The sequence below is a fragment of the Streptomyces coelicoflavus genome (assembly GCF_003112555.1).
In the GTDB taxonomy this organism is placed as follows: domain Bacteria; phylum Actinomycetota; class Actinomycetes; order Streptomycetales; family Streptomycetaceae; genus Streptomyces; species Streptomyces coelicoflavus.
The window spans coordinates 346,045-359,181 of sequence record NZ_BEWB01000004.1 but is presented as its reverse complement, the minus strand read 5'-3'; the positions used below and the strand labels follow the sequence as shown (position 1 = coordinate 359,181).

General features: G+C 69.0%; 8 protein-coding genes. 3 read left to right on the top strand and 5 right to left on the bottom strand.

Features of this window, described 5'->3' with window-relative positions; genetic code table 11:
- Positions 1-105 precede the first annotated feature (105 nt).
- From Sco07f_RS09950 to ngcE, 5 genes are all read right to left on the bottom strand, one after another.
- Positions 106-1,209: an ABC transporter substrate-binding protein gene (locus tag Sco07f_RS09950; RefSeq protein WP_164143518.1), complete on the bottom strand. Its 1,104-nt coding sequence runs from the start codon at positions 1,207-1,209 to the stop codon at positions 106-108.
- Between the two features lie 133 nt (positions 1,210-1,342).
- Positions 1,343-2,554, bottom strand: a complete 1,212-nt coding sequence (locus Sco07f_RS09945; protein WP_007445308.1) for an ROK family transcriptional regulator — start codon at positions 2,552-2,554, stop codon at positions 1,343-1,345.
- A 215-nt stretch (positions 2,555-2,769) separates the two neighbouring features.
- Positions 2,770-3,693, bottom strand: a complete 924-nt coding sequence (locus Sco07f_RS09940; protein ID WP_087789208.1) for a carbohydrate ABC transporter permease — start codon at positions 3,691-3,693, stop codon at positions 2,770-2,772.
- Between the two features lie 3 nt (positions 3,694-3,696).
- Positions 3,697-4,623 carry a carbohydrate ABC transporter permease gene (locus tag Sco07f_RS09935; protein ID WP_007445306.1) on the bottom strand — a complete coding sequence of 309 codons (927 nt, stop codon included), beginning with the start codon at positions 4,621-4,623 and terminating at the stop codon, positions 3,697-3,699.
- 85 nt (positions 4,624-4,708) lie between these two features.
- The gene (ngcE, locus tag Sco07f_RS09930) at positions 4,709-6,157 is read right to left on the bottom strand and encodes an N-acetylglucosamine/diacetylchitobiose ABC transporter substrate-binding protein (RefSeq protein ID WP_007445304.1); all 1,449 of its coding nucleotides are present in this window, start codon (positions 6,155-6,157) and stop codon (positions 4,709-4,711) included.
- A 446-nt stretch (positions 6,158-6,603) separates the two neighbouring features.
- On the opposite strand from ngcE, the gene Sco07f_RS09925 reads away from it, so the two are divergent.
- From Sco07f_RS09925 to Sco07f_RS09915, 3 genes are all read left to right on the top strand, one after another.
- The gene (locus Sco07f_RS09925) at positions 6,604-10,410 is read left to right on the top strand and encodes a GH92 family glycosyl hydrolase (protein ID WP_108987592.1); all 3,807 of its coding nucleotides are present in this window, start codon (positions 6,604-6,606) and stop codon (positions 10,408-10,410) included.
- 171 nt (positions 10,411-10,581) lie between these two features.
- Positions 10,582-11,112 (top strand): hypothetical protein, encoded by a 531-nt coding sequence (locus Sco07f_RS09920; protein ID WP_007445295.1) that lies wholly within the window; start codon positions 10,582-10,584, stop codon positions 11,110-11,112.
- 4 nt (positions 11,113-11,116) lie between these two features.
- Positions 11,117-13,099: an alpha-glucuronidase gene (locus Sco07f_RS09915; RefSeq protein WP_108987591.1), complete on the top strand. Its 1,983-nt coding sequence runs from the start codon at positions 11,117-11,119 to the stop codon at positions 13,097-13,099.
- Positions 13,100-13,137 lie beyond the last annotated feature (38 nt).

Here is a 13,137-nt window from a genome sequence, read left to right as displayed (position 1 = left end):
TCCGTCCGGCGCCCCGCGTAGCTTGCGGGGCTGATGAGTGCGGGGCGCCGGAGGAGCCGGGGCGGGCGGTCCGGGCCGCTCACGCGGCACGGGACGCGGATCCGCTTACTTGAGGCCGATCTTGTCGCAGGCGGCCTTGTACTTGTCGGTGCAGATCTCGTCGATCGTGTAGAAGCCGTCCTTGATGACGGTCTCCTTGATGTTCTCCTGGGTCAGCGAGACGACCGGGACGATGACCGCGGGAACGCCCTTGGTGGTGGCGCTGTCGACCTTGTCGTTGGCGATGGAGTCGAGCGACTCGCCCTTGGCCAGCGCGACGGCCATCTCGGCCGCGGTCTCGGCCTCCTTCGGGTAGGACTTGAAGACGCTCATGTACTGCTCACCGGTGACGATGCGCTGCACGCCCGCCAGTTCGGCGTCCTGGCCGGTGACCGGGATGTTCTTGATGCCGGCGCGCTTGAGGGCGGTGATGGAGCCGCCCGCCATGCCGTCGTTGGCGGAGTAGACGCCGTCGATGTTGTCCTTGCCGAGCGCGGAGATGGCCGCCTGCATGTTGGCGTTGGCGTTCTCCGGCTTCCACTCCTTGGTGTCGTACTCGCGGCCGATCTTGACCTTGCCGTCGAGGACGGAGTGGGCGCCCTCCTTGAACTGGGCGGCGTTCGGGTCCGTGGAGGAGCCGTTCATCATGACGATCTGGCTGTCCTTGGCCTTGTCGCCCAGCGCCTTCAGGAGCGCCTCGCCCTGCGTCTTGCCGACGGTGACGTTGTCGAACGAGGTGTAGGCGTCGATCGGGCCCTCGGCCAGGCGGTCGAAGGCGACGACCTTGATGCCGGCGTCGTGGGCCTTCTTCACCGAGCCCGCGATGGCCTTGTAGTCCACCGCGTCGATGATCAGCACGTCGACCTTGTTGGTCACCATCGTGTCGACCTGCTGGTTCTGCAGGCTGGCGTCCTGCTTGGCGTTGGCGTAGACGACCTCGCCCTTGTTGTTCGTGAGCTCCTTGACCTTCTTCTCGATCATGGGCTTGTCGAACTTCTCGTACCGCGCGGTCTGGTTCTCCGGAAGGAGCAGACCGACCTTGATGTCGTCGCCCTTCTTCGCCGCCGAGTCGGACGAGTCGCTGCCGCCGTCCGATTCCTTGGCGCTGCCACAGGCGGCGAGCGAGACGGCCATCGCGGTGGTGGCAACGGCAACGGCGGCACGACGCATACGCGTGTTCACTTCACAAACCTCCCTGACGAGGCCGCGACGTTGCGGCCGAGGTGGCTGGAAGTCAACTCGGCCACACGTGCGACGTCAAGAAGTAAATCCTTAACGAGATGACAACGGTGCCATCCGTGCTCTAAGTGAAGGCAGGCGTGGCCGCCGGCAGAGCGCCGGTCGCAGACCCGTCCAAGAGCGTCGAATCGCCCATCTCGCTCAGCGCCAGGGCGAGCGCCCCGAGCACCTCCGCACGGCCCCCGAGGGCCCCGGGGAGCACGGAGAGTTGGCGCGCCGCGCTGGGGATGGCGTACCGCCCGACGGACTCTCTTATCGGCCCGAGCACCAGCTCGCCGGCCTCGGCGAGATCGCCGCCGAGGACGACCCGGCTCGGGTTGAGCAGGTTGCAGAGGTTGGCGACTCCACTGCCGATGTGGCGGCCGACGTCGGCGATCACCCGACGGCAACCGGGGTCACCGTCCCGGGCCAGCCGCACCACGCCCTCCATCGTCAGATCGGGGCCGTGGCCGGGCTGGAGGAGCGGAAGCACATAGCGTGCTGCCGCGAAGGTCTCGAGGCAACCCCGGTTTCCGCACCGGCAGACGGGGCCGGCCTCATCGAGGGTGATATGCCCGATTTCTCCCGCCGTGCCGCCGGGACCGCGGTAGATCTTCCCGTTGATCACCAGACCGGCGCCGACACCGCTGGCGACCTTGATGTACGCCAGGTCCCGCACCCCCCGGCCGCTGCCCCAGACCAGCTCGCCCAGGGCGCCGAGGTTGGCGTCGTTGTCCACGTGCACCGGCACGCCGAGCCGCCCCCGCAGCTCCTCGGCGGGCCGGGTGCCGCCCCAGCCGGGCAGGATCGCGGTCGAGCCCAGCGTGCCGGACTCCACGTCGATCGGGCCCGGTACACCGAGCCCCACTCCGGCGATCTTGGCGCGGTCCACGCCGGTGGCCGCGATCAACCGGCTGACCAGCTGCTCCGCCCGGTCGAAGCCCTGGGCCGCGGACGCGTCGACGTCCAGGGGCTCGGACTCCTCCGCGAGCACCTGGTGGGCGAGGTTGCCGATCGCGACGCGCAGGTGGGTGTGCCCGAAGTCCACGCCGATGACGATGCCCGCGTCGCCGCTCAGCGAGACGCTGCGGGCCCGCCGGCCGCCCGCCGAGGTGGGGGTGACCTCCACCGTCCCGCCGTCCTTCAGCTCCCGGACGATGTTCGAGACCGTGGCCGCGGACAGGCCCGTCGTCCTCGCGATCTCCGCCTGCGTGAGCGAACCGGCGAGCCGTACCGCCCGTACGACGCGTTCCAGGTTGGCTCGGTGCAGCGACGACTGCGACCCCGGAGTCTCCACGACGACCTCCTGCGCGCGGGGCCGCTTCGATGAGGCCCCTTCCATGTGCAACTAGTGAACCCTAAGCAGAGCCGTTCGGGTCACCTACCGTCAAGAGGTTGAACCGCATCCGGGTATCCCATGTGGGCGGCACCGCACATACGAGCATGCCGCCCCCGGGGTTCCGGGAGCGGCATGCGGAGGAGGTTTCCGGGGTTTTCCCGGGGCCGGAGGCGCTACTTCAGCGCACCCGCGGTGAGCCCCTGGACCACCTGGCGCTGGAAGACGATGTACGCGGCCAGCACCGGCAGCATCGCCATGACGAGGCCAGCGAACAGGCCCGACCAGTCGCCCTTGTACCCCTGGCTGACCGCCAGCTGCACCAGGCCCTGGGTGAGGACGTGCTTGTCCGGGTCCGTGTTCAGCACGGTCGGCAGCATGTACTGGTTCCACTGGCCCAGGAAGTTGAAGATCCCCACGCTGATCAGGCCGGGCTTGGCCATGGGCAGCATGACCTGGAAGAACGTCCGGGTGTGCGAGGCCCCGTCCACGAAGGCGGCCTCGGCCACCGAACTGGGCAGGGTTCTGAAGAACCCGGTCAGGAAGAACACCGTGAAGGGCAGCGAATAGGCGATGTAGACCAGGATCAGCCCGTGGATGGTGTTCAGCATTCCCATGTTGTCCACGACGTAGAACAACGGGACCAGGGCGAGCATGATCGGGAAACTCATGCCGGCGATGAACAAGTAATAGATGAACCGGTTGCCGGGAAAGTCGAACCGGGCCAGTACGTAGGCCGCCATGGAACCCAGTACCAGGGTGCCGACGAGCGAACCGCCCACCACCAGGACGGTGTTGAGGAAGTAGTCGCTCATGTGCGCCTGGGACCAGGCCCGCGACCAGTTGTCGAAGTTCAGCTTGTCGGGCAGCGACCAGGGCGAGCCGAAGATGGAGGCGTCGTCCTTGAAGGAGGTCATCACCGCCCACACCAGCGGCATGCCGACCATGATCGCCCAGATGACGAGGACGCCGTGGGAGAAGACGTTGAGGGTGGTGCCCTCCTTCTTCCCCTCCTTGAGTCCGCCGGGGGCGGCCTCGGTCTTCAGGACGGGCGTGCCGGGCTCGGCGGGCACGGGGGCGGGGGTCTCGGTCGTCTTCATTGATCAGTACTCCAGCCGCTCGCGCCGGCCCAGTCGCATCACGACGGCGGCGAAGGCCAGCGTGACGAGGAGCAGGGCGACGCCGATGGTGGTGGCGTAGGCGGCCTGACCGTCACGGAACGCCTTCTGGTACACGTACAGGACCATGACGGTGGTCGAGTAGTCGGGTCCGCCGGGGCCGGTCGTCATGATCTGCACGACGGCGAAGGACTCGGCGCCCAGCGCGAGGATGCCCATGTAGACCCAGCCGGACTGCACGGTGTCCCAGAGCAGCGGCAGGGTCACCTTGAAGAAGGTGGTGGCGCGGTCCGCCCCGTCCAGCAGCGCGGCCTCGTACAGCTCCGCCGGGATGGAGGCCATGCCCGCGGAGAAGAGGACCACGAAGAAGCCGACCGTCGACCAGACCAGCACCGCCATCACGCACCACAGGGCGATGTTGGGGTCGCCGAGCCACAGCGGCTGGAGGGAGTCCAGGCCGATTCCGCGCAGCAGGGAGTTGATCGCGCCGCTGTCCGGGTTGTAGGCGAACTGGAACAGCAGGGCGACGATCGCGATGGACAGGACCTGCGGGAAGAAGTACACGATCTTGTAGAAGCCGGAGCCGCGCACACCGGTGATCGCCGGGCCGCCGCGGCGGCGCCGTCCGCCCACGTTGATCATGAAGGCGAAGAAGAGCGCCAGGCTGAGTGTCACCAGCGGCACCAGCAGCGCGAACATCACGCTGTGCTGCAACGACTTCCAGAAGATGTCGTCGTCGAGCATCCGCGAGTAGTTGTCGAAGCCGACCATCTTGTACTCGGGACTCAGCCCCGTCCAGTCCGTGAACGAGTAGTAGATGGACTGGATGAACGGCCAGATGACGAAGAGCGCGTACAGCCCCAGGGGAACCGCCAGGAACCCCACGATGAACCGGTACTTGCCGTGCTGCATTGCTACCGACCCCGATCTGCGTGCGGGCGGCGCCGCCAGGGCCCGCCCGGCGCGGTGGCGCCGGACAGGCCCTGGTGACGCGTCCTCACTGGTGCTTGTAGTGCTTGATCGACGAGTCCTTGGCGGCCTCGTCGGCGTAGCCCTGGATCTTCTTGATGGTCTCGGCCGGGGTCATCCGGCCCGCCATCATCTCGCCGAGGCAGCCGACGCCGATCTTCTCCTTCTGGAGCTGCACGTACCAGTCCTGCATGCGGGGGTTCACCACGTTGTCGCCGGCCAGCTCCAGGGCCGCGACACCGGACTTGAGGCCCGGGGTGAGCTCGATGCCGTCGGTGCCGCCGTTGTAGGCGCTCAGCGACTTCACCTTGCTGGTGAAGTTCTTGGAGGACGCCTCGCTGAGCATGATGCGCAGCTGCTCCATGCCACCGGACCCGTTGGCCGCCTTGGCGGGGACGATGAAGGGCTCGCCGCCCGAGGCCCACATGGTGCCGAAGGGCATCTTGTCGGAGTCGTCGATGCCGGGCGGCGCGGACACGGCGAGGTCGAAGTCGGCGGGGATGACCTTGGCCGACTCGTTCTCCACCCAGGAGCCGTTGGGGATGAAGAGGGCGTCGCCCTTGGCCCACGCGGTCTGCGACTGGATGTGGTCCAGGCCCGGGGTGCCCTTGAGGACGTAGCCCTTCTTGAACAGCTCGTACCAGGCCTCGAAGACCGTCTTGACCGCCGGGTGCTTCCAGGCGTTCGGCTCGAGGTTGTCGATGGCGTTCAGCACCTCGACGCCGCCGACCTTGGCGATCATCGGGGACATCGAGAAGGGGATGTAGTACGGGTACTTGCCGGCGTAGGTCCAGCCGGCCATGCCCTTCTTCTTGGCCTTGGCGCAGACCGCGAGCATCTCGTCCCAGGTCTTGGGGTACTCCGCGTCCAGGGAGTCCAGGGCCTTCTGCGAGTACCAGTTCCCGTACACCGTGTAGGCGTAGTACAGGATCCAGACCGGGTCGCCGTCGAACTGGCCCATCTCCACGATGCCGGGGCGCAGCGTGTCGCGGACCTTCTTGTTCGGGTCGTCGTAGGACGGGGCGTCGAGCAGCGGGGTGAGGTCGGCGAGCTGCTTCTTGCCGACCAGGACGCCCATGTCCATCTGCTCGGCACCGGAGTTGTCGACGAGGTCGGGCGGGTTGCCGCCGTTGAAGCGCGGCTGGAGGGTCGACTGGATCTTCTGGGTGGCGGAGAACTTCACCTCGGCCTTCGGGAAGGCCTTCTCGTACAGCTTGACGGCGTCCTCGGCGTACTCCTTGCCGAAGCCTCCGTCGAAGAGGACGAACTCCATCTTGGCGCTCTCGTTGACCGCCAGCGGGTTCTTCGCCGACTTCTCGCCCGCCTCGGCCTTCTTCTGGTCGTCCCCGCCGCCGCTCGCGCAGGCGGACAGGAAGCCCATGGCCGGTACGGAGACCAGGCCGAGCGCGGCGGACCGCTTGATCAGATCGCGGCGGCCGACGCCCGTACCGTTGTTCTCGGCGGAAGTGGATCCCATGCTCAAGTCCTCGCCTTCTCCAGGACTCAGGCGGTGAACCGGATCCTCCCCGGCACCGCGATCGGGTCACGCTGGGTCGTGCTGATTCTTGCTGGGCCGTACTGGAAACGCAGGTTCTTCGATGCGGTCACGGATACCGTCACCGCTGTTCGGGCGCTTGGGCGGTTCCTCGTCGCGGTTCCCCCCGTATCCCCCGATGGGCGACAGGTATAGTCCACTTTCCGTCGGCGGAGCAAGATCGAATGCAAGGTTCCCGGTACGTCTTTTCCGAGTTGAGACCTCCCGGAAATATGAGTGCCCCGTGCATCGCATGCCGTAGGAATCCCCGCCATAACCCCCGAACGCCACATCCAACACCCTTGACATCACTTGCCACTTGACCCCTACTGGTCCTTGCGCAGTTGAATTGACAACGTTGTCCCCAGCGCTGGGAGGGTGGCCAGGACATGCAGTACAGAGTTCGGCACAGATGGGGTCCGGCGGTCGTGACGGCGACCGCCTTCGCCTTGGCGGTGGGCTCGCAGGGGGCCGCGGTCGCCCTGCCCGGCGCGCCCGCGAAGGCCGACCGGGAGTTCTCGTCGTCCTTCGAGAAGGGCGACCCGGCCCCGGACTGGACCGACACCGTGGACACCGGGGCGGACGGCGGCAAGCGGGCCTCCGGTGTGGACGGCGGGTTCAGCACCGGCATACCGGGCAACGTCACGGAGCACGTCACCGGGGTGCGGGCCAGCGCCGAGAACACGGGCGGCGGGGAGGTGAAGGAGAACCTCGTCGACAACGAGCCGGGCACCAAGTGGCTGACCTTCGCCCCGACCGGCTGGGTCGAGTTCGACCTGGACGCCCCGCAGAAGATCGCCAAGTACGCGCTCACCTCGGCCAACGACCACGACGAACGCGACCCGGTGGACTGGACGCTGAAGGGCTCGTCGGACGGCGAGAACTGGCAGACGCTGGACACCCGCTCCGGGGAGAGCTTCGGCGAGCGTTTCCAGACGAAGACGTACGAACTGTCCGAAACCGGAGAGTTCCAGCACTTCCGGCTGGAGATCACCAGGAACAACGGGGCCGGCGACGCCCTCCAGCTCGCCGACGTCCAGCTGGCCACCGCCGACACCGAGGTCCCCGCCCCCGAGAACATGCTCTCGGGGGTGGACGACGGCCCGGCGGGCTCGCCCACCGCGAAGGCGAACGCCGGCTTCACCGGCACCCACGCACTGCGCTACGCCGGCCGCCACACGGCGGACGGCCGGGCCTACTCGTACAACAAGGTCTTCGACGTCGACGTGCGCGTCGACCGGCGCACCGAGCTGTCGTACAAGATCTTCCCGTCGATGGCGGACGGCGACCTCGACTACGACGCCACGAACGTCTCGGTCGACCTCGCCTTCACCGACGGCACCTACCTGAGCGACCTCAAGGCCACCGACCAGCACGGGTTCCCATTGACGCCGCGCGGTCAGGGCGACGCCAAGATCCTCTACGTGAACCAGTGGAACAGCGTCGAGTCGGGCATCGGCACGGTCGCGGCGGGCAAGACCGTCGACCGGATCCTGGTGGCGTACGACTCCCCCAAGGGCCCGGCGAAGTTCCGGGGCTGGCTGGACGACGTGGAGATCAAGCGGGCCAAGCCCGAGCGTCCCAAGGCCCATCTGTCCGACTACGCGCTCACCACCCGCGGCACCAACTCCAGCGGCAGCTTCTCGCGCGGCAACAACTTCCCCGCGACCGCCGTGCCGCACGGTTTCAACTTCTGGACGCCGGTGACCAACGCCGGTTCGCTCAGCTGGCTCTACGAGTACGCGCGCGGCAACAACGACGCCAACCTGCCCACCCTCCAGGCGTTCAGCGCGAGCCACGAGCCGAGCCCGTGGATGGGCGACCGGCAGACCTTCCAGGTGATGCCGTCGGCCGCCTCCGGCACCCCGGACACCGGCCGCGACGCCCGCGAGCTGGCCTTCCGGCACGAGAACGAGACCGCCAAGCCGTACTACTACGGGGTGCGGTTCGAGAACGGCGTCAAGGCCGAGATGACGCCGACCGACCACGCGGCGATGATGCGCTTCACCTATCCCGGTGACGACGCGAGCGTGATCTTCGACAACGTGGAGAACAGCGCCGGCCTGACCCTGGACAAGGAGAACGGCACCTTCTCGGGCTACTCGGACGTCAAGTCCGGGCTGTCCACCGGCGCCACCCGCCTCTTCGTCTACGGCGAGTTCGACAGCAGGGTGACCGGCGGCGACTCCAGCGGCGTCAAGGGCCACCTGCGCTTCGACGCCGGCCGGGACCACGCCGTGACGCTGCGCATCGCGACCTCACTGCTGAGCGTGGACCAGGCGAAGGACAACCTGCGCCAGGAGATCCCGAAGCGCGCCTCCTTCGACAAGGTCAAGCGCGACGCCCAGAAGCAGTGGGACCGGATCCTCGGCAAGGTCGAGGTGGAGGGCGCCACGCAGGACCAGCTGACCACGCTGTACTCCAGCCTCTACCGCCTCTACCTGTACCCGAACGCGGGCCACGAGAAGGTCGACGGGAAGTACAAGTACGCCTCCCCGTTCTCCAAGGCGGTCAAGGACGACACCCCGACCGAGACCGGCTCGAAGATCGTGGACGGCAAGGTCTACGTCAACAACGGCTTCTGGGACACGTACCGGACCACCTGGCCCGCGTACTCGTTCCTGACCCCCTCCCAGGCCGGTGAGCTGGTCGACGGCTTCGTGCAGCACTACAAGGACGGCGGCTGGACCTCGCGCTGGTCCTCCCCCGGCTACGCCGACCTGATGACCGGCACCTCCTCCGACGTGGCCTTCGCCGACGCCTACGTCAAGGGCGTCGACTTCGACGCGAAGGCCGCGTACGACGCGGCGGTCAAGAACGCCACCGTGGTGCCGCCGTCCTCCGGCGTGGGCCGCAAGGGCATGGAGACCTCGCCCTTCCTCGGCTACACCAGCACCGAGACCCACGAGGGCCTGTCGTGGGCGCTGGAGGGCTACCTCAACGACTACGGCATCGCGAAGATGGGCGAAACGCTCTACAAGGAGACCGGCGAGAAGCGGTACAAGGACGAGTCCGCGTACTTCCTCAACCGCGCCCAGGACTACGTCAACCTCTTCGACGCCAAGGCCGGCTTCTTCCAGGGCAAGGACGCCAAGGGCAACTGGCGCGTGGACTCCGAGAAGTACGACCCGCGCGTGTGGGGCTACGACTACACGGAGACCAACGGCTGGGGCTACGCCTTCACCGCCCCCCAGGACAGCCGGGGTCTCGCCAACCTGTACGGCGGCCGCGACGGCCTCGGCGACAAGCTCGACGAGTACCTCTCCACCCCGGAGACGGCCTCCCCGGAGCTGAAGGGCTCCTACGGCGGCGTCATCCACGAGATGGTCGAGGCGCGCGACGTCCGCATGGGCATGTACGGGCACTCCAACCAGGTCGCCCACCACGCCCTGTACATGTACGACGCGGCCGGGCAGCCGTACAAGACGCAGAAGAACATCCGCGAGGTGCTCCAGCGGCTGTACACCGGCAGCGACATCGGCCAGGGCTACCACGGCGACGAGGACAACGGCGAGCAGTCGGCCTGGTTCCTCTTCTCCTCGCTCGGCTTCTACCCGCTGGTGATGGGCAGCGGCGAGTACGCCGTCGGGTCCCCGCTGTTCACCAAGGCCACGGTGCACCTGGAGAACGGCCGCGAGCTGGTCGTCAAGGCGCCGAAGAACAGCACGAAGAACGTCTACGTGCAGGGCCTGAAGGTCAACGGCAAGCGCTGGAAATCCACTTCGCTCCCCCACTCGCTGCTCGCCAAGGGCGGCGTCCTGGAGTTCGACATGGGCGCGAAGCCCTCCTCGTGGGGCACCGGTGAGAACGCGGCGCCGCCGTCGATCACCAAGGACGACGAGGTGGCGACCCCGCGCGCCGACGCGATCACCGGCGCAGGCGCCCTGTTCGACAACACGTCGGGGACGGACGCGAGCGTGACGTCCGTGGACCTGCCCGTGTCCGACAAGGGCGTCGAGGCGGTCCAGTACACGCTCACCTCGTCGGCGGACCGTGCGCAGGCGCCGACCGGCTGGAAGCTCCAGGGCTCGGCCGACGGCACCACCTGGCGGACGCTGGACGAGCGCTCGGGCGAGTCCTTCGCCTGGGACCGGCAGACGCGGGCGTTCTCGGTGAAGTCCCCGGGCTCGTACGCCAAGTACCGGCTGGTGCTGGACGGCGAGCACACGCTGGCGGAGGTGGAGCTGCTGGCGTAGCCGGCACACCCGGCCGGTGAACGGACGGACGGGCGGGCGGCGGGTCCGGGCTTCGGCCTGAATCCGCCGCCCGCTCGTGCCGCCCCATTCCCCTGAGCCGGTGCATGCACCAGGATGAGCGGGCGCCGTCGGCGGCCGCCGGGGCGCGTCACGCATCGTCAGGGGGAGCACATGCGGACATCCATCGGCACACGCGTCACGGGGCTGGTCACGGGCGCACTGCTGGCGGCGGGGGCGCTCTTCGCGACCGCCGCGCCGGCCCAGGCCTACAGCCCGGACCCCAGCGTCTCGACGTACTACCGCCAGACGAGCAGCTGCCCGTGCAGCGGCGGCAGCCTCAGCGACCCGTTCGACGGCACCTACTTCGCGCACGACGCGGGCGGCACGGCCGTCAAGATGGAGCTGAACGACGCGGGCTGGTTCATCGGCAAGGTCGAGTTCCACCCCGACGGCGAGAAGCTGTGGGTGTACGACACCAAGAACGACGGCGACGGGTTCTACGTGGCGATCGGCTACTCGTCGGGCGGTTCGTACCACGATCTGGGCACGTACTCGGCGCCGGGCACCTCGGCCACCGTGGACATGACGGTCAAGAACTTCAGCATCCCGGACGGCGCGTCCGTGGACCTCACGGTCTACGACGGTTCCGGCCGCTCCGACTACATCGCCGCCGCGCGCGGCACCGGCGGGGCGGTCGCCTGACGGCATGACCGACGCCCTCGACCCGGCCTGGCTGCCGGACGACGCCTTCCGCGCGGTCGGCACCCGGCGCACGCTCGTGCGCGGCACCGGACCGCTCGCCGACACCGTGCGCGGTGAAGTGGCGGCGGCCTGTGCGCGGTTCGGGGGCGCCCTCGTGGACGAGGGCGCCCCGGCCGGCCTCGTGCTGGAGCTGACCGACGGGGGCGCCTCCGGAGTCGGGCCCGGGGGCGTCGGGGACTTCGGCGACGAGGGCTTCGGCTACGCCCGTGCGGACGGCCGGGCCACCGTCACGGCGTCCGGCGGGCGCGGCCTGCTGTACGGCCTGTTCCACGTCGTGCGGCTCGGCGAGGCCGCGTTCCTGGGCGGTCCGGTCCGTGAGGAGCACCGCCCCGCTCTCGCGCTGCGGATGCTGGACCACTGGGACAACGTGGCCGTCCACCCGGTGATGGGCCAGGTCGAGCGGGGTTACGCGGGCGGCTCGCTGTTCTGGTCCGACGGCCGGGCCCGGGACGCCCTGGACCGCGTACGGGCGTACGGCAGGCTGCTCGCGGCCTGCGGGATCAACGCGGTCTGCGTCAACAACGTCAACGTCCACGAGACCGAGGCGCACCTGCTCACCGACCGGATCGGCGAGGTGGCGGCGATCGCCGCCGCGCTGCGGCCCTACGGCGTGCGCACGCACCTGTCGGTCACCTTCGCCGCGCCGGCCGTCCTCGGCCCGCTGCCCACCGCCGACCCGCTGGACGCGCGGGTGCGGGACTGGTGGGCCGGGGTGACGGAGCGGGTGTACGAGGCGGTCCCCGACTTCGGCGGGTACGTGGTGAAGGCCGACTCGGAGGGACAGCCCGGCCCGTTCGCGTACGGCCGCACCCACGCGGACGGCGCCAACCTGCTGGCCGCCGCACTCGCCCCGTACGGCGGCACCGTGCACTGGCGGGCCTTCGTCTACGACCACCGGCAGGACTGGCGGGACCGGTCGACGGACCGCGCCCGGGCCGCGTACGACCACTTCGTGCCGCTGGACGGCGAGTTCGCCGCGAACGCGGTGCTCCAGGTCAAGCACGGCCCGATGGACTTCCAGGTGCGCGAGCCGGTGTCGCCGCTGATCGGCGCGATGCCGGGCACCCGGCTCGCGGTGGAGATGCAGGCCACGCAGGAGTACACGGGGCAGCAGCGGCACGTGTGCTGGCTGGGCCCGATGTGGAGCGAGGTCCTGCGCTTCCGGCCGGACGGCGAGGTGGCCGTCGGGCGGCTGGCGGACGCCCTGGTGGCGGTGTCCAACGTGGGCGACGACCCGTTCTGGACCGGCCACCCGCTCGCGCAGGCCAACCTGTACACCTTCGGACGGCTCGCCTGGGACCCGGCGGCGGACCCCCGCGCCGTCCTGGACGAGTGGATCGCGCTGACCCATCCGGGCGCCGGGCGGCGGCTGACCGAGGGCCTGCACGCCGTCCTCGACGGCTCCTGGGCGGCCTACGAGAAGTACACCGCCCCGCTGGGCGTCGGCTTCATGGTGCAGCCCGGGCACCACTACGGGCCGAGCGTGGACGGCTACGAGTACAGCCCCTGGGGCACCTACCACTTCGCCGACCGCGACGGCGTCGGCGTAAACCGCGGCGCGGCAACCGGCACGGGGTACGCGGCGCAGTACGCGGAGCCCTGGGCGAAGCTGTTCGAGTCGCCCGGGACCTGCCCCGACGAACTGCTGCTGTTCTTCCACCACGTGCCCTACGGCCATGTGCTGCACAGCGGGAAGACCGTGATCCAGCACATCTACGACACCCACTTCGAGGGCGTCGAGGAGGCCGAGGAGGCCCGCCGGGTGTGGGCGGGCCTCGCGGACCTGGTCGAGCCCGCCCGGCACGCGCGGGTGGCGGAGCGGTACGAGGAGCAGGTCCGCTCCGCCCGGGAGTGGCGCGACCAGGTCAACAGCTACTTCCTGCGCAAGTCCGGGGTGCCGGACGAGCGGGGGCGGACGATCCACTGAGGGCTCGGCGCCGTGAGCGGCCGGTGCCGGTGATGCTC